This window comes from Klebsiella sp. HMSC16A12, from assembly GCF_001808265.1.
Classification (GTDB): domain Bacteria; phylum Pseudomonadota; class Gammaproteobacteria; order Enterobacterales; family Enterobacteriaceae; genus Klebsiella; species Klebsiella pneumoniae.
Map to the genome: position 1 here is coordinate 1 of NZ_KV792528.1, position 16103 is coordinate 16103.

Here is a 16103-nt window from a genome sequence, read left to right on the forward strand (position 1 = left end):
AAACACTATCAGTAAGTTGGAGTCATTACCAGAATTTGTCTCCTTTGAAAACGAGGAGGGTAAGGCAAGGTATGACGACACATACATCTATGCGTTACTGCATAAAGAATGGACGAAGTAGAGGACGAAGAAAAATGTCCGCTCCTCGCTCATGGCGGACCTTTGGCTCAGTTAACAGTTCGCGCCGTGCCAGAAGCGGATCTCGCTTACTGCCAGGTATCAGTATTTACGGGAAGCAGATCAGCCAGGCTAGGGATATCTATTATTGAGTATTGAACTGAAATCGTATGTCTTGGATTTAAAATCGTTTGCGGGTGGGATATAGGCATTGAGCTTTTTACTGATGCTTGATACTCTCAGAGCACAAGCAGCGACCCAACACCATACTATAAAAGCCACAATAACGACGTATAGAGATTTCAAAATCTCTATACCATCACTCTGTGAAGAACCTCTGTATATCTCAGCACCGATATATAATAGCAACGATATTAACACAAAAGGTATTATTCACTTATGGAATTTATGAGGGTATATATTCCCGTTAGTAATTGTGTACATGCCCTGATAACGCAAGACTGCCTTCAAGGACGGAATCAATGACTGTGCATAATCGGAACTCAAGCATATGATTTTATAAGATAAATGCCAATCTCTATGCAGTCCGAACGACTGTAGGCGGAACTGCTGTTCCGCCTTTGCTAACGGATCGGAGATGGGTACAGAAGAGGTTCTAAGCCATTCGACTGCTTTTATCTGCTCGGAGGATGAGCGTGAAAAAAGTCTCTGCGATGAAACTGAATATACTTTTTTGTAATCGCTCCAATGATAGTAAGAATGACTGCGGAAACCACTTGGTTACTAAATAGGTCCTTTATTACCGATATCATAGCTTTTCTCCTGCTTATCTAATTTCTAAAAGAGATAATATTTTATTTTTTAAAAGCTAAAGAATTTGGTTCCTCAATTTTATAGCAACTACTGTTCCTTTCAAAAGATCTCAGTCTAAAGAATACTACTTTCTCCGGCAGCAACTCCATTACCTGTGGTTTAACACGTAGCATAAAGTCATCAATGGAGCTATCCCGTTCCCGAACTTCCGCTCCTCGCTCAAATCAGACCTTCATCCCAGTCAGATTGCCCACGTCGTGCCAGAAGCGCAAGTAGGAACGCCAGAAGCCCGCAAATATTGATGCTTCGTTTCCCCGGGATGCTTACACTTACAAACCAAAAAAAAGCCCCTGCGCGAAAGCAGGGGCAAGCCATGTCAGAGCTTTTTTTTATTAGTTAAACACCATCCCGCCGTCGATCAGCAATGACTGACCGGTCATATAATCAGAATCCGGGCTGGCAAGATAGGAGACGCAGGCGGCGACATCTTCCGGCTCGGACAGGCGGCCGAGGGTGATGCGTTTGGCGAACTCGGCGGTACCGTAGCCCAGCGGTTTACCGGCGGCTTCGGACACCTGGCGGTCAATTTCGGCCCACATCGGCGTTTTGACAATCCCCGGGCAGTAGCCGTTGACCGTGATGCCCAGCGGCGCGAGGTCGCGAGCGGCGGTCTGGGTTAAGCCGCGTACGGCGAATTTACTCGAGCTATATACCGCCAGCTCCGGGTTGCCGACGTGGCCGGCCTGGGAACAGGCGTTGATGATTTTCCCGCCGTGACCCTCTTTCTTAAAGGCCTCGACCGCCGCCTGGATGCCCCAGATCACCCCTTTGACGTTGATATTGTAGACTTTGTCGACAATCTCCGGGGTAATGGACTCGATCGGCGTGGACGGCGCCACGCCGGCGTTGTTGACGATGACGTCGAAGCCGCCCAGCGTTTTGCGCGCCTGTTCGACGGCGGCGAATACCTGGTCGCGGTCGGAGACATCCACTTTCACCGCCATGGCGCGGCCGCCGGCCTGGTTGATTTCGGAGGCGACCGCTTTGGCGGTGGCGTCGTTATAATCGGCAATGGCCACGGCAAATCCATCCTTCACCAGACGAAGGGCGATAGCTTTACCAATCCCCTGGCCGGCGCCGGTAACAAGTGCGACTTTTTTCATTTTCCTTTCCTTATTGTGATGACTTACAGAATCTGACTCAGATGCAGCTGGCCCATCAGCAGCGGGTTATCGCGATAATCTACCGGGATGGCCACTACCGCCGGGCCGTCGACGTCCATCGCCGCGCGCAGGGTCGGCTCCAGCGCCTCGGCGCTTTCCACGGCAAACCCTTTCGCGCCGAAGGATTCGGCATAGGCTTTAAAATCCATCGGCCCGAACTCGACGCCGGACAGGCGCTGATATTTTTTCTCTTCCTGGATAGCGACCATGTTGTAGCCGTTATCGACCCAGATAAGATGCAGCACGTTGGCTTTCAGGCGGACGGCGGTCTCCAGCTCCATGCTCGACTGCAGGAAGCCGCCGTCGCCGGAGACGGAGACCACTTTGCGCTCAGGATTGACCAGCCAGGCGCCGATGGCCCAGGGCAGGGCGACGCCCATGGTCTGCTGGCCGTTGGAGATCATCACCTGGCGGGCGCGGAAGCTGTACAGGTAGCGGGCAATCCAGATATGGAAGCTGCCCATGTCCACGGTCAACGTGACGTCGCTGTTGACGATGTCCTGCATGGCGCGAACGATGCGCAGGGGATGCAGGGCAAACTGGTTGAGCTGCGCGCCGCGGCGGTCCAGCAGCTCGCGCTGGTGCTGGCGGTCGCGGAGGATCTCCGCCGCCTGCGGGGAGAGCACCAGCCGATGATCGATATTTTGCGCCAGCTTGTTGAGAGTGCCGGCGATATCGCCCACCAGCTCGACATCCGGGGTGTAGTTGCGCTCTTCATAGGCGGGCAGCACGTCGATGTGCACCAGCGTCGCGTTGCCGCTGTTCCACATCGCCGGTTCGTATTCCACCGGGCTGTAGCCGATGCAGATCACCAGGTCGGCAAGCTGCAGCAGACGGTCCCCGGCCTGGTTGTTAAACAGCCCAACCCGGCCGGCGAAGCGAGAGAAGTTATCCTGATTCACCGCTCCGGCGGCCTGATAGGTGCTGGTGACTGGAATATGGCTGGTCTCCAGCAAACGGCGCAGCGCCTTGCTGTTTTCCGGCTGGCTGGCCATCAGGCCGAGCAGGAAGATCGGGTTCTTCGCCTGGGCGATAAGTTTCGCCACCTGGTCGATGGCATCATCCGGCGCGGCGCCCATCTGCGGGGCCCCGCTGGCCGGCAGCACTTTGCCGCTGACCGGGCCATCGACCACATCCTGCGGCAGGCTAACGAACGCGCTGCCCGGCCGGCCCTGCTCGGCGGCGCGGAAGGCGTTGGAGACCACTTCCGCCAGCGCATCCGGCGCCGTCACCTCGACGGCGTATTTGGTGACCGGGCTGAACATCGCCACCGTATCCATACTCTGGTGGACCTGCTTCGCTTTATCGGCGCGTTTTACCGCGCCGCCCAGGGCTACCACCGGGTCGCCTTCGCTGTTCGCGGTGGCCATGCCGGTGATCAGGTTGGAACAGCCCGGACCGGAGGTGACCAGCGCCACGCCCGCTTTGCCGGTAATGCGTCCGACGGCGGCGGCCATAAATGCGGCGTTGGCTTCGTGGCGTACCGGAATAATGCGAATGGAGGAATCCAGCAGTGAATCGAAGACCTTGTCAATTTTGGCGCCGGGGATGCCGAACACCTGGCGTACTCCCTGAGCTTCCAGCTGACTGACGACGAGATCGGCGCCGTGCGCCCACTGGCGTACCGGATACTGTTTGTCCATGTGACCCCCCTTAACTTTCTACGGAACGGATGGCGGCATCGAGATTATCGGGATGCAGATTAGCCTGCAGGAACGCGCTGTCGGCGGGCAGGTCGATCATCAGCTTGTGAATTTCGCCGAAGGTCAGCACCCCGTGGTCGAGCTGGTAATCCAGCAGGTGACCGCCGCCTTTGCGGTCATCGGTAATAAAGTGCTCGTGATACCCGGCGACGTTGATCCCCTGCATATGCTGCGGGGTCCGGAAGCCGACCAGCACCCCTTCGCGCTGGTTAAAGCGGAACACCGGCTGATCGTCGAGGACGTCGGTCATCGCCCGGTACGGCGGCGTCTGGCGCGGCACGGTGCGGGTATGGGCATGGCGGAAATGGCCGTCGATGCGCAGGGCGCAGAACAGGTTGTCAGAGGGGATTTGCTGGTCGATCACCTCGTGCAGCTTCTGGCGGCTCACCGGATGGTCAAAGGTTTTCCGGTACTGCGGCTGGAACCAGGTCATCACCGCGAACGGCGTTTTCTGCTCCGGCTGGGCTTTGCGCGCGCTGCCGTCGGCGCGCAGCTGATAGACCTGACTGCTGAAGGCGATCAGCTCCCCGTCCAGCTCATTAAAGGTGCCGAGGCCGAAATCGCCGTGTTTCAGCAGGTCCGCGATGGTGGTGCTGCCTTCGTAAACCCCGCTCAGCAGGGCGCTCATGAGCGATGTCTGATAGAGCACGCTCTCGGGATGCTGCGCGGAAAACGCCCGCAGGGTTTCGCATAGACTCTCTTCGCAGGTGCATTCAGCAGAATGATTCATATACCACTTCCTCGTTCAACAAATATAAGAAAGGTTAAATAAATGTTGACCCGATTCAGCTCACAGTTCCAATATAGAAACCATGCTGGTTTGAGACGTTTTCGATATGGAACTTCGTTATCTTCGCTATTTTGTCGCCGTCGCCAGGACGCGGCACTTCACCCAGGCCGCCAAGGAGCTGGGTATTTCACAGCCTCCGTTAAGTCAGCAAATTCAGCGGCTTGAGCGCGAAGTGGGGACCCCGCTGTTCCGGCGTTTAACCCGCGGGGTGGAGCTGACGGAAGCGGGAGAGTCTTTCTATGAGGATGCCCGCCAGATCCTCGCCATGAGCGATGCGGCGCTGGAGAAGGCCAAGGGCATTGCGCGCGGGATGAACGGCAGCCTGTCGCTAGGCATTACCAGTTCTGATGCTTTCCATCCGCAAATCTTCACGCTGCTGCACCGTTTTCAGCTCGACCACCCCGGGGTGACCCTGCACCAGATGGAAGACAATATGGCCAATCTGATGACCGCCCTGAGCGAGGCCGAGCTGGATATCGCCTTCGTCCGCCTGCCGTGCGAGAGCAGTAAAGCCTTTAATCTGCGGATTATCGATGAGGAGCCGATGGTTATCGCGCTGCCGCGCGATAATCCGCTGGCGACGCAGCCGACCCTTGCCCTGGAGCAGCTGCGCGACGTGGCGCCGATCCTCTTCCCGCGGGAGGTGGCCCCCGGGCTGTATGAGCTGGTGTATAACAGTTGCCTGCGCGCCGGGATCGATATGGAGCGCGCCTGGCAGTCGTCGCAAATTTCATCGTCGCTGAGCATGGTCAATGCAGGCTTCGGCTTCGCGCTGGTTCCGCAGTCGATGACCTGCATCCAGCAGCCGAACGTCAGCTATCACCCGCTTAGCGGGGCGCCGCTGAAGACCGATATCGCCATCGCCTGGCGGCGCTTCGAGCGCTCGCGTACGGTGAAACGCTTTCTGGCGATGTTCTGATCTTCGCGGCGCCAGCGGCTTACTGCGCCACCCAGCCGCCATCCATGTTCCATGCGGCGCCGCGCACCTGGGCGGCGGCGTCGCTGCACAGAAACAGCGCCATTTCGCCCAGCTGTTGCGGGGTGACAAACTCCCCGGAGGGCTGTTTTTCCGCCAGCAGCTGGGCGCTGGCCTGCTCCGGGTCGACCCCCTCGGCGATGCGCTTATCGATCTGCTGCTGCACCAGCGGGGTTAGCACCCAGCCCGGGCAGATGGCGTTGCAGGTGATGCCGCTGCGCGCGGTTTCCAGGGCCACGGTTTTGGTCAGCCCGACCACCGCGTGCTTGGCGGCGACGTAGGCCGATTTCTCTTTCGACGCCACCAGGCCATGCACTGAGGCAATGTTGATGATGCGCCCCCAGTTGCGCTGGCGCATACCCGGCAGCGCCAGGCGGGTGGTGTGGAAGACGCTGGAGAGATTGATGGCGAGAATATCGTTCCATTTGTCCACCGGGAACTGCTCCACCGGGGCCACGTGCTGGATGCCGGCGTTATTGATCACGATATCGACGCCGCCGAAGGTGCTTTCGGCATAGTGCATCATCGCCTCGATCTGCCCGACGTCGCGCAGGTCGGCGTCGTGATAGCCGGGGATCTTGCCCAGCGCGGCGACTTCAGCCCGGGCGTGGCTGCTGTCGCCGAAGCCATTGAGCACCAGCTGGGCGCCTGCCTGCGCCAGCACTTTGGCGATCCCTAAACCGATGCCGCTGGTGGAGCCGGTGACCAGCGCCGTTTTACCGTGTAAGTTCATTGTATTACTCCTTCAATCTGGTATCAGACAATGCCGGTCACATAGAACGTGGCAATGACAAACAGTACCGCGAGGCTTTTGATCACCGTGATGGCGAAAATGCCGCCGTAGGCCTGGCGATGGCTCAGGCCGGTGATCGCCAGCAGGGTGATCACCGCCCCGTTGTGCGGCAGGGTGTCCATGCCGCCGCTGGCCATGGCGGCGACACGGTGCAGTACCTCGAGCGGAATATTGGCGGCGTGGGCGGCGGCGACAAAGGTCTCGGACATCGCCGCCAGGGCGATGCTCATCCCCCCGGAGGCCGAGCCAGTGATCCCGGCCAGCACCGTGACGCTGATCGCCTCGTTTAACAGCGGATTGGGAATGGCCACGAGGGCTTTTGACAGCACCAGGAAACCCGGCAGGGCGGCGATAACCGCGCCGAAGCCATACTCAGAGGCGGTGTTCATCGCCGCGAGAATAGCCCCGCCCACCGCCGTCCGACTTCCCTCCGCCAGCCGGCCGCGGATATTGCGATAGCCGCAAACCAGCACCAGCACAATGCCGGAGAGCAGCGCCGCCTGCACCGCCCAGATGGCGGTGATTTTCCCCACTTCGGTGACGACAGGCTTCGCCAGGCCCGGCAGGTTGAGCTCATGGCTGGCGCCGTACCACTGCGGGATCCAGTGGGTGAACAGCAAATTCAGCACCCCCACCAGCAGCAACGGGGCGATAGCGATTAGCGGATGCGGCAGATCGATGTCATCCGGGGTCTCCGGCTCATTTTGCAGGTCGGTCCCATAGCCTTCGCCGCGGGCCTGCGCTTTGCGGCGCTGACGCTCCAGCCACAGCAAACCGAAGATGATAATGAACAGCGAGCCGATAAGCCCCAGCCAGGGGGCCGCCCAGGCGTTGGTGCCGAAGAAACTGGTGGGAATAATATTCTGGATCTGCGGCGTGCCGGGCAGGGCGTCCATGGTAAACGAGAATGCCCCGAGGGCGACGGTGGCGGGGATCAGCCGTTTGGGGATCCCGCTCTGGCGAAATAGTTCGGCGGCGAAAGGGTAGACGGCAAAGGCCACCACAAACAGCGACACCCCGCCGTAGGTCAGCAGGGCGCACACCAGCACGATCACCGGGATTGCGTGGCGGCGCCCAAGGATGCGGATGGCGGCGGCGACAATCGAACGAGAGAATCCCGACAGCTCAATCAGCTTGCCGAATACCGCGCCCAGCAGAAACACCGGGAAATAGAGCTTCACAAAGCCGACCATTTTTTCCATAAACAGGCCGGTAAAGGCCGGGCCGACCGCGCCCGGGTCGGTGAGCAGCACCGCGCCGAGGGCGGCGATCGGCGCAAAGAGGATCACGCTGTATCCACGGTAGGCTGCCAGCATCAGTAACGCCAGCGCGGCCAGGGCTATTATTACACTCATCACGACGTCTCACTCTCATTGTTATTGTAGGGGTACAGAACGCGATACTAGGGTTTCAGGGCGAAGCGCAGCTGGTGTTCCCGGCGCGACTGGATGCGCTGGTGCCGGGCCTCGTCCCAGCGGTAAAAGCCTTGCCCGCTGCGGGCGCCGGTGTCGCCTCGCGCCACTTTCTCCGCCACCAGCGACATCATCTCCGTGCCGCTGGCCAGCTCCGGCAGCAGGTGCTGGCAGATATCCTGGACCGTCGCCAGGCCGGTCATGTCCGCAGCCTCCAGCGGGCCGACCATCGCATAGCGGCGGCCCAGCGAGGCGCGCATCACCTGGTCCACCACCTCCGGGGAAGCGATGCCGCTGTGGACGATATGCAGTGCTTCGCGCAGCAGGGCGAACTGCAGCCGGTTGCCGACAAAGCCCGGCGCGGCGCGGTTGAGCACCACTGCCTCCAGCGCGCAGGCGGCGCAAAAGTCGCTCACCTGGCGTGCCAGATGAGGCAGCGTGGCGCTCCCGGGCACCACTTCCACCAGCGGGATCAGGTGCGGCGGATGCCAGAAATGGGCGATCAGCAACCGTTCAGGGTGGCGCATGCCCTGCGCCAGCCGATCCGGCGGCAGGCCGCTGGTGTTGCTGGCGATAATCGTCTCGTCGGCGATCAGCGTTTCCAGCTCGGCGTACAGGGCGTGCTTCAGCGCCAGCCGCTCGGGGATCGCTTCAATCAGCAGCGTGGCATCGGCCAGGGCATTCAGCGTCGGGGTGGGGGTCAGACGGGCCAGCACCGCGTCGCGGTCGGCGGGATCCTGTTGACCGCTGGCCTCCAGCTCGCGCAGGATGGCGCTGGCCACCGCCGGAACCTCAGCGAGACGCTGCGGGTCGGTGTCATACAGGCGGACGGCGTGACCGTGACGGGCGAAATGGCAGGCGATACCGACGCCCATCAGTCCCGCGCCGAGTACCGCCAGGCGTGGTGTAAACATAGTGGCTCCTGTTAACGTTGTAGGGTCATGGCGATGCCCTGGCCGCCGCCGACGCACAGGGTTGCCAGCCCTTTGCTGGCGCCCCGGCGCTGCATCTCATGCACCAGGCTGACGAGGATCCGGCAGCCGGAGGCGCCGATGGGATGGCCCAGGGCGATGGCGCCGCCGTTGACGTTGACCTTCTCGCTATCCCACTCAAGCAGCTGACCGACGGCCAGCGCCTGGACGGCAAAAGCCTCGTTGGCTTCGATAAGGTCCACCTCGTCCAGCGTCCAGCCGGCGCGCTGCAGCGCCTGGCGGCAGGCGCTCACCGGGCCGATGCCCATCACCGACGGGTCGACCCCGGCGACCGCTGAGCTGACAATGCGCGCCAGCACCGGCAGCCCAAGCTCGCGCGCTTTATCGACACGCATCAGCAGGACCGCCGCGGCGCCGTCGTTCAGCGACGAGGCATTCCCGGCGGTGACGCTGCCGTCAGCCGGGCGAAACGCCGGGCGCAGCTGGGCCAGCTGCTGCTCGCTGGTCTCCGGGCGCGGTTGCTCATCGTCAGTCACGACTCGCGGCGGCTTTTTGCCCTGCGGGACGCTGACCGGAACGATCTCCTCGCGAAAGCGCCCGGCGGCGATAGCGGCCGCCGCTTTGCGCTGGGAGCTGGCGGCGAAGGCGTCCTGGCGCTCGCGGCTGATGTCGAAGGCGTCGGCGAGGTTCTCGGCGGTAATGCCCATGTGGTAGTCGTTAAAGGCGTCCCACAGGCCGTCCTGGATCATGCTGTCCTGCAGGCTGGCGTGGCCGAAACGCAGGCCGTCGCGGGCGCCATGCATCAGATAGGGAGCATTGCTCATGCTCTCCTGGCCGCCGGCGATAACGATCCCGGCGTCGCCGCAGCGGATCGCCTGCACCGCCTGCTGAACCGCTTTCAGTCCGGAGCCGCAGACCAGATTGACGGTGACCGCCGGAGTGTCGACCGGCAGGCCGGCCCGCAGCGCGGTCTGGCGCGCCGGGTTTTGCCCGCAGCCGGCGGTAAGCACCTGGCCGAAAATTAGTTCGTCGACCGCTGCGGCGGGCAGCTGGCAGCGTTCAAGCAGGCCGCGCACCACCGCTGCGCCGAGGTCGACGGCGGAAAGAGGGGCGAAGGCGCCGCGAAAGCTGCCTACCGGGGTGCGTACTGCAGCAACAATGGCAATATCGGTCATGGTCTCTCCTTAACTGAAGCGCATTTCGCGCACGTCGTCGGCGACGATCAGCCGTCCCGCCGTTTTACGTATCACCTCGTCGGGGCTGACCCCCGGGGCCACTTCGCGCAGGACAAACGCGCCGTCGACAATCTCCAGCAGGGCCAGATCGGTGAGTACCCGGCGAATACAGCCCACGCCGGTGAGCGGCAGGGTGCACTGCGGCAGCAGTTTGGATTCGCCGTTTTTTGAGGCGTGGGTCATCACCACGATGATGTTCTGCGCGCCGACCACCAGGTCCATGGCGCCGCCCATCCCCTTGACCATTTTTCCAGGGATCATCCATGAGGCGATGTTGCCCGCGACGTCGACCTCAAAAGCGCCAAGAACGGTCAGGTCGACGTGGCCGCCGCGGATCATGGCGAACGACTGGGCGGAATCGAAGATCGCCGCCCCGGTTTGCGCGGTGACGGTTTGTTTACCGGCGTTAATCATGTCGGCGTCGATGGTTTCCTCATCGGGAAATTCGCCCATCCCCAGCAGGCCGTTCTCCGACTGGAGCATCACTTCAATGCCGGCGGGAATGTAGTTGGCCACCAGCGTCGGGATACCGATCCCGAGGTTGACGTAGTCGCCGTCGCGCAGCTCCTGGGCGACGCGCATCGCCATTTGTTCACGGGTCAGCATCTCAGTGCCCTCCGGCGCGCAGGGTGCGCTGTTCAATACGTTTTTCGAATTGCCCGACGATCAGCCGGTCGACATAGATCCCCGGAGTATGGATGGCGGAGGGGGGCAGTTCGCCCGGCGGCACAATCTCTTCCACCTCCACCACCGTAATGCGCCCGGCGGTGGCCATCAGCGGGTTGAAATTCTGCGCGGTGTGGCGATAGACCACATTGCCGTACCAGTCGGCTTTCCAGCCTTTGACCAGCGCGAAATCGCCGCGGATCGCCTCTTCAAGGATGTAGTGTCGGCCGTCGAACTGGCGCACCTCTTTGCCTTCGGCGACCGGGGTGCCATACCCGGTGGCGGTGTAAAAGCCGGGGATGCCAGCGCCGCCGGCGCGGATTTTTTCCGCCAGCGTTCCCTGCGGGGTGAGTTCTACCGCCAGCTCGCCGCTCAGCACCAGCTGTTCAAACAGCGCGTTTTCCCCGACGTAAGAGGCCACCACCTTGCTGACCTGGCGCGACTCCAGCAGCATGCCGAGACCGAAACCGTCGACCCCGCAGTTGTTGGAGACCACCGTCAGCCCCTGCACCTGGCGACGCTGCACCTCGGCGATCAAGTTCTCGGGAATGCCGCACAGGCCGAAGCCGCCGGCGAGCAGCGTCATGCCGTCCGTTAACCCTTCCAGCGCCGCTTCGTAACTGGCGACGCGTTTATCCAGTCCTGCCATCTTGTCTCTCCTGCCTTGCGATAGCCTTATCATTGGCGCAGGCGACTGATTTGATAATTTTGAATTTGTGACTCACTCATTTGGAATTTTAATTAATTTCCTGTTAACTAATTTTTTTCAATTAGTTAACAGGATGAAAAATGAGAATGAGTGTCAAACAGTTACGCGCGTTTTTAGCGGTAGCTCACACTCTGAATTTCGCCCACGCCAGCGAAAGGCTGAATCTGTCGCAGCCAGCTCTCAGCCTGACCATCAAAGGGTTGGAGGAGGCGCTGGGCGGCGCGCTGCTGCAGCGCAGCACCCGCAAAGTGACCCTCACCCAGGAGGGGGAACTCTTTCTGCCGATGGCCCGTCAGCTGCTGGCCGACTGGGATAACGTCGAGGAGGCCATGCGTCAGAGCTTTACCCTGCAGCGGGGTAAAATCTCGGTCGCCGCGATGCCGTCGTTTGCCGCCAACGTTCTACCGGAGGCGCTGAAAGCCTTTCGCGACCGCTATGCCGGGGTGAACGTTACGGTGCATGACGTGATTAATGAGCAGGTGATCGAGATGGTGCGCGAGGGGCGGGTGGAGATGGGCATCGCTTTCGAGCCATCGCCCAACCACAACCTGCTGTTTACCCCGCTGGCGGTGGACCGCTTCGTGGCGATCGTTCCCCAACAATCCCCGCTGGCGAAGAAAAAGCAGCTCAGCTGGCAGGAGCTGTTGACCCTCGACTTTATTACCCTGCAGCGCCCCTCGGCGGTACGCCTGATGCTGGAGGAGGCGCTGGCGCGCAGCGGACGTCAGCTGGACGTGGCGCTGGAGAGTCATCAGCTGGTGACGGTGGGGAGGATGGTGGCCAGCGGCCTGGGGGGCAGCGCGGTGCCGGCGCTGTGTAAAACGCAGATGGCATCGTTGGGCGCCGTCTGCATCCCGCTCAGCGATCCGCCGATTGAGAAGTGCGTCGGCGCGATCCATGCCGGACATCTGCCGCTGTCGAAGGCGGCGCAGGCGCTGCTGGATACGCTGAAAGGGTTTTTACCCACCTGAAGGTGTGGGCGTCAAAAAAAAACCGGCCTGCTGGCCGGTTTGACAATCAGATTTTGCAGGCGTCGCCGCAGTCGTCGTCGGCAACGATCGCCTGGGCTTTTTTGTCCGCTTCTTCCAGACGCTCCGCGTTGCGCTCTTCCGCTTCATCCAGGCCGCTGAAGACCAGGTTGTCGAGATCAATTTCCATAAGTTACCTATCGTTGCTGGTTTTGAATCAGGGTCAAGTATAGGGCATAACCGCCAGCGGATGTAGCCGCGCTTCGCGCCGAAGGCACAGAGCGTTAAGTCGCTGAATGGAGGGCATTACCTACCATAATTCATCGTTGACAGAATAAGTTTAACGACAAATAACGTCGCCAGGATAATTTCCTGCCTAAATATTAAATGAAAGGACAACGAAGGAGTAATTAAGCGTTGACGAAACGCTTTTATGTTAATATGGCCGCGATTATGGATGAATCTATGGATCTTAATCAATGGAACATACTGTTGCAGGCGCCATCAAAGAATGGCGTAAACATAATAAAGTGATCGGTCAGGTCAAAATAAGCTATAAAAAAATTTTACGAAAATGCAGAGAGCTCTCGCTCGCAGGAGGTAAATACAGAGAATATCAAGGACTTTGTGCGAAATATCAGTGCGCGCGGTTGACCGCGGTGACCAAAGGACTGGTGCCTTTTGAGGATAAACCGTTTAAAGCGTATCTCAATAAACGGCTGTCAAAACGACGCAAACTGGATATTGCCCATGGTTCACTGAATTTCATCGAGAAAACGTTTCACCCTGATGTCCTGCCGCAGCTCTACAATGTCGCGGATTTTGGCCGCGAGATGTTTTCTATTCCCTTGAAAAATGGCGATAAGCTTGACGTTAAGCTGCTGGCCTCGCCGTTTCAGGAGGAAGGGGAGCTGATGCTGCAGCTGTTTCTTGGCGACCGGCGCGTCTATAGCGTCTGTTTTTCCTGCACCGACGATGGCCGCGCTTATATCGGCGGCATCCAGGGCGGGAAAGATATCACCAATGACGAAGTGAAGGTGCTGACTAAAGAGCTGCATGGCGCGCGGCCGAAAAATATCATCATGAGCGTGCTGTATGGTTTGCTGCGATATTTCAACATCTCCACGGTCTACGCCATCGATTCTGATTATCACGTGAAAAGCGATCTGGTGAAAGCCAGTTATTCATCGCTGTGGCTGGAAATGGGCGGTGAGAAACAGGCTCGCGGCTGGTATAAACTGCCGGCGCAAGAGATCAAAAAGAGTATTGAAGAGGTGAAAAGTAAGCACCGGAGCCAGTTTATTAAGCGCGAAGGTCTTAAAGAGCTGATTCAGATTAATATGGCGAATGCCCTGCAGCAAATTACCTTGCCTGCGCGGGTGAATTAACGCCACTCACACGTCAGGCGGGCAGCAGGGGGCTGCTGCCCGGCTGGCGATTTCCTCTCTCCCCAGGTCGCTGTGCCGTAGGTTACTGCCCGCTCTCGCCGACTGGCGGTGACGCGGAGACGGTGAGCAGCGGAGCGCTGCGCCACCATACCATCAGGGCGACAATCGCGATAACGCTCAGCACGCCGAAGGCGGTGGCATAGGAGTAGTGCCCGGCGATAGACCCGGTTAACGCCGGACTCATTGCCGCCCCGGCGCCCTGCATCAGCATCACCACGCTCTGTCCAGCGTTAACGTGCCCGCTGCCGCGCAGCAGCGAGACGATAAAGCTGGGCACCGCCACCCCCAAAATCCCTGCCGCCAGGCCATCAAGAATTTGCACCGGGACCATCATCGCCGGGGCGTCGCTGGACGCCGCCAGCGCCGCCCGGATGGGCATGATCAGCAGCGCCAGCAGGATGCATCGCCAGTAACCATATTTGTCGATGCTGCCGGCGACCCGGATGGCCACCGGGATCATCACCACCTGCGAAATAATCACCGTGGCGGCGGCAAACAGTCCGGGATTGAGGTGTCCCGGCGCGGCGGCGATCCGCATGCTCAGCATCGGCAACAGTGCGGCATTGGCGAGATGGAACAGCATCAGGGTTACGCCGGCGATCAGCAGCGGCGTATGGCGGAACAGGATGGCAAACCCCGGCAGGGAGGGCGTGGATGCCGCTTCGATGCCGCGGGCGGCATCATCGTCGATATCGCCGCCGCGGATCGCCAGCAGGGCGACCAGGGTAAGCAGCGTGGTACAGGCCATCAGAATGAAAATGCCGCCGATGCCCCAGTACCAGGCGATAGCCCCGGCCATTAGCGCGGTGAAGAAATTTCCCGCGTGGTTGAAGGCTTCGTTTTTCCCCATCTGGGCGCTAAAGCCGCGCTGTCTGGCAAGACCGAGGGTAATCCCGGCGATCAGCGGTCCGACAAAGGCCGCGCAGATGCCGCTGGCGACTTGCGAGAGGGCGACCACGCTGGTCTTCTGACTAAACCAGAGCAGCAGGGTGGTGAGGGTGATCACCAGGCAGACCCCGGCCAGCAGCAAGCGCTTATGCCGCGAGCTGTCGGTGATGAAGCCGGCGGGCAGGGTCGCCAGCAGGCCGGCGATACCGCCGACGGACATCAGCAGGCCAATGTCCTCCGCCTGCCAGTGACGCTGGGTGAGAAAGATCCCCAGAAACGGGCCGAGGCCGTCGCGCACGTCGGCAATAAAAAAGCTGGTCAGACATAAAGCCCGCAGAGAACGAAGCGACATTTTCTACCTTTAGCATGCGCGATCTGCGCGTCGGAATGGTCACCGGATACCTTCATCCTTTATCGCACAGTTCGATGAAACAAAAATGTCCCGCGCTCGTCGGGTACCGTGGCTATGCAACATACCCGCTTGCGGCGGCTTTCGCCAGAGGCGTACGAAAGTTCTGTAGCGGCGCTATTAGCGTTCGTCTGCCTTGACGATCTGCAGGGCGGCGGGGCTCGCCACGGTGCCGCTGGCAGTAATAAACCCCGGATGGACAGCCTCGCCGCTGGCGCTGTCCACCAATGCTATATGCGGCGCACTGTGCAGCACGTGCTGGTGGCCCCATTCCATCAGGGCGAACAGCACCAGCGCCAGGCTACGGCTTTTATCAGTCAGAACATATTCATACCGTTCGCGGGAGCCGGCTTCCCGGTAGGGCACTTTGTTGAGCAATCCCGTTTCGGTCATGGTTTTTAACCGGGTGGTGAGCGTCTGGCGGGTAATATGGGTGTGCGACAGCAACGTTTCAAAGCGCGTCACGCCGTAAAACGCCTCGCGTAGGATCAGCAGCACCCAGCGGTCGCCGAGTATTTTGGCTCCTTCCGCCAGGCCGCACAGCGCCGGGTCGAGGTAGGGCAGTGATTTATTTTTTGACATCGCGAGATTGACCTTCTACTCTGAGTTTGAATTTTAGACCTAGATGCTAAGGAGAATAGCGTGCCATTTGTTAACGTGCAAACCATTAAAGGGATCATGACCGCGGAACAGAAAAGTGAGCTGCTGCGACGGATGACCGATCTGCTGGTGGAGATTGAGGGGCAGGGCGATCCGCAGTTCCGTCAGTCCGTCTGGATCCGCATTGACGAACATGACCCGGAGCAGTGGAGTCTGGGCGGCGTCCAGCCGACGGCCGCAATGATCGCGGCGAAATTTGCCGCCGCGCGGCGCGACGGATCCCCGGAATAAAACGCGCGGCGAAGCCCGGCCCGGCGATCTGACGCAGAAGAGGGGCCAGATCGCCGGGTAATATTGCGATTCGCTATGGTGCAAAAGCGTATTTTGCGGCTAAGGTAACGGTCAGGGAACCCAACAAACAGGGCGCGATGCCAGACGGCCAGCCTGGCGCCACTCTCAA

Annotated in this window: 16 protein-coding genes and 2 pseudogenes; 5 read left to right on the plus strand and 13 right to left on the minus strand. The window is 60.1% G+C overall.

All coding sequences use genetic code 11. From position 1 onward, the window contains the following. Positions 1-121 (plus strand): annotated as a pseudogene (locus HMPREF3140_RS29170) (hypothetical protein); the annotation flags it as partial. A gap of 128 nt (positions 122-249) precedes the next feature. On the opposite strand, the pseudogene HMPREF3140_RS29175 reads toward HMPREF3140_RS29170, so the two are convergent. From HMPREF3140_RS29175 to budA, 4 genes and pseudogenes are all read right to left on the minus strand, one after another. Beyond that, positions 250-890, minus strand: a pseudogene (locus HMPREF3140_RS29175) (hypothetical protein). A gap of 393 nt (positions 891-1283) precedes the next feature. Next, positions 1284-2054, minus strand: coding sequence for a (S)-acetoin forming diacetyl reductase (locus HMPREF3140_RS01675; RefSeq protein WP_004151179.1), 771 nt, complete (start codon positions 2052-2054; stop codon positions 1284-1286). A 23-nt stretch (positions 2055-2077) separates the two neighbouring features. Beyond that, positions 2078-3757 (minus strand): acetolactate synthase AlsS, encoded by a 1680-nt coding sequence (gene alsS, locus HMPREF3140_RS01680; RefSeq protein ID WP_004175750.1) that lies wholly within the window; start codon positions 3755-3757, stop codon positions 2078-2080. A 10-nt stretch (positions 3758-3767) separates the two neighbouring features. Beyond that, on the minus strand, positions 3768-4547 hold the full coding sequence (budA, locus tag HMPREF3140_RS01685; protein ID WP_004180260.1) for an acetolactate decarboxylase: 780 nt from the start codon (positions 4545-4547) through the stop codon (positions 3768-3770). 106 nt (positions 4548-4653) lie between these two features. Here budA and HMPREF3140_RS01690 point away from each other — a divergent pair, with 106 nt between their 5' ends. Beyond that, complete coding sequence (locus HMPREF3140_RS01690) at positions 4654-5526, plus strand: LysR family transcriptional regulator (RefSeq protein WP_004145376.1); 873 nt, start codon at positions 4654-4656, stop codon at positions 5524-5526. Positions 5527-5545: 19 nt separating this feature from the next. Here the strand turns inward: HMPREF3140_RS01690 and HMPREF3140_RS01695 are convergent, their stop codons facing one another. The 6 genes from HMPREF3140_RS01695 to HMPREF3140_RS01720 are packed head-to-tail and all read right to left on the minus strand — an operon-like array spanning position 5546 to position 11270. Then, positions 5546-6316, minus strand: a complete 771-nt coding sequence (locus HMPREF3140_RS01695; protein WP_004189574.1) for a 3-hydroxybutyrate dehydrogenase — start codon at positions 6314-6316, stop codon at positions 5546-5548. A 23-nt stretch (positions 6317-6339) separates the two neighbouring features. Beyond that, complete coding sequence (locus HMPREF3140_RS01700; protein ID WP_196528069.1) at positions 6340-7734, minus strand: GntP family permease; 1395 nt, start codon at positions 7732-7734, stop codon at positions 6340-6342. A 44-nt stretch (positions 7735-7778) separates the two neighbouring features. Continuing rightward, positions 7779-8702 carry a 3-hydroxyacyl-CoA dehydrogenase family protein gene (locus tag HMPREF3140_RS01705; protein ID WP_023282682.1) on the minus strand — a complete coding sequence of 308 codons (924 nt, stop codon included), beginning with the start codon at positions 8700-8702 and terminating at the stop codon, positions 7779-7781. Between the two features lie 11 nt (positions 8703-8713). Beyond that, a complete protein-coding gene (locus tag HMPREF3140_RS01710) occupies positions 8714-9895 on the minus strand; it encodes an acetyl-CoA C-acetyltransferase (protein WP_004151182.1) in 1182 nt (393 codons plus the stop codon). Between the two features lie 9 nt (positions 9896-9904). Beyond that, the gene (locus tag HMPREF3140_RS01715) at positions 9905-10561 is read right to left on the minus strand and encodes a CoA transferase subunit B (protein ID WP_032411688.1); all 657 of its coding nucleotides are present in this window, start codon (positions 10559-10561) and stop codon (positions 9905-9907) included. A gap of 1 nt (position 10562) precedes the next feature. Continuing rightward, a complete protein-coding gene (locus HMPREF3140_RS01720; RefSeq protein ID WP_004175762.1) occupies positions 10563-11270 on the minus strand; it encodes a CoA transferase subunit A in 708 nt (235 codons plus the stop codon). Positions 11271-11410: 140 nt separating this feature from the next. Between HMPREF3140_RS01720 and HMPREF3140_RS01725 the strand changes: the two genes are divergently transcribed. Then, on the plus strand, positions 11411-12301 hold the full coding sequence (locus HMPREF3140_RS01725) for a LysR family transcriptional regulator (protein ID WP_004180250.1): 891 nt from the start codon (positions 11411-11413) through the stop codon (positions 12299-12301). Between the two features lie 46 nt (positions 12302-12347). Here HMPREF3140_RS01725 and HMPREF3140_RS28065 read toward each other — a convergent pair whose 3' ends face one another. Beyond that, positions 12348-12488 carry a hypothetical protein gene (locus HMPREF3140_RS28065; protein ID WP_002908189.1) on the minus strand — a complete coding sequence of 47 codons (141 nt, stop codon included), beginning with the start codon at positions 12486-12488 and terminating at the stop codon, positions 12348-12350. A 289-nt stretch (positions 12489-12777) separates the two neighbouring features. Here HMPREF3140_RS28065 and HMPREF3140_RS01735 point away from each other — a divergent pair, with 289 nt between their 5' ends. Beyond that, positions 12778-13686, plus strand: a complete 909-nt coding sequence (locus tag HMPREF3140_RS01735; protein WP_004180248.1) for a DUF535 family protein — start codon at positions 12778-12780, stop codon at positions 13684-13686. 82 nt (positions 13687-13768) lie between these two features. Here the strand turns inward: HMPREF3140_RS01735 and HMPREF3140_RS01740 are convergent, their stop codons facing one another. Then, entirely contained in the window at positions 13769-14986 is a 1218-nt protein-coding gene (locus HMPREF3140_RS01740) for an MFS transporter (protein WP_004189586.1), read from the minus strand. Between the two features lie 177 nt (positions 14987-15163). Next, positions 15164-15625, minus strand: a complete 462-nt coding sequence (locus HMPREF3140_RS01745) for a winged helix-turn-helix transcriptional regulator (RefSeq protein WP_004175770.1) — start codon at positions 15623-15625, stop codon at positions 15164-15166. 60 nt (positions 15626-15685) lie between these two features. On the opposite strand from HMPREF3140_RS01745, the gene HMPREF3140_RS01750 reads away from it, so the two are divergent. Beyond that, entirely contained in the window at positions 15686-15934 is a 249-nt protein-coding gene (locus HMPREF3140_RS01750; protein WP_004175772.1) for a tautomerase family protein, read from the plus strand. The last annotated feature ends 169 nt before the right edge of the window (positions 15935-16103 follow it).

Bases quoted from the DNA above. Each gene is read 5' to 3' on its own strand.
- HMPREF3140_RS01675 (WP_004151179.1), bottom strand. From the start codon at position 2,054: ATGAAAAAAGTCGCACTTGTTACCGGCGCCGGCCAGGGGATTGGTAAA.
- alsS (WP_004175750.1), bottom strand. From the start codon at position 3,757: ATGGACAAACAGTATCCGGTACGCCAGTGGGCGCACGGCGCCGATCTC.
- budA (WP_004180260.1), bottom strand. From the start codon at position 4,547: ATGAATCATTCTGCTGAATGCACCTGCGAAGAGAGTCTATGCGAAACC.
- HMPREF3140_RS01690 (WP_004145376.1), top strand. From the start codon at position 4,654: ATGGAACTTCGTTATCTTCGCTATTTTGTCGCCGTCGCCAGGACGCGG.
- HMPREF3140_RS01695 (WP_004189574.1), bottom strand. From the start codon at position 6,316: ATGAACTTACACGGTAAAACGGCGCTGGTCACCGGCTCCACCAGCGGC.
- HMPREF3140_RS01705 (WP_023282682.1), bottom strand. From the start codon at position 8,702: ATGTTTACACCACGCCTGGCGGTACTCGGCGCGGGACTGATGGGCGTC.
- HMPREF3140_RS01710 (WP_004151182.1), bottom strand. From the start codon at position 9,895: ATGACCGATATTGCCATTGTTGCTGCAGTACGCACCCCGGTAGGCAGC.
- HMPREF3140_RS01715 (WP_032411688.1), bottom strand. From the start codon at position 10,561: ATGCTGACCCGTGAACAAATGGCGATGCGCGTCGCCCAGGAGCTGCGC.
- HMPREF3140_RS01720 (WP_004175762.1), bottom strand. From the start codon at position 11,270: ATGGCAGGACTGGATAAACGCGTCGCCAGTTACGAAGCGGCGCTGGAA.
- HMPREF3140_RS01725 (WP_004180250.1), top strand. From the start codon at position 11,411: ATGAGAATGAGTGTCAAACAGTTACGCGCGTTTTTAGCGGTAGCTCAC.
- HMPREF3140_RS28065 (WP_002908189.1), bottom strand. From the start codon at position 12,488: ATGGAAATTGATCTCGACAACCTGGTCTTCAGCGGCCTGGATGAAGCG.
- HMPREF3140_RS01735 (WP_004180248.1), top strand. From the start codon at position 12,778: ATGGAACATACTGTTGCAGGCGCCATCAAAGAATGGCGTAAACATAAT.
- HMPREF3140_RS01740 (WP_004189586.1), bottom strand. From the start codon at position 14,986: ATGTCGCTTCGTTCTCTGCGGGCTTTATGTCTGACCAGCTTTTTTATT.
- HMPREF3140_RS01745 (WP_004175770.1), bottom strand. From the start codon at position 15,625: ATGTCAAAAAATAAATCACTGCCCTACCTCGACCCGGCGCTGTGCGGC.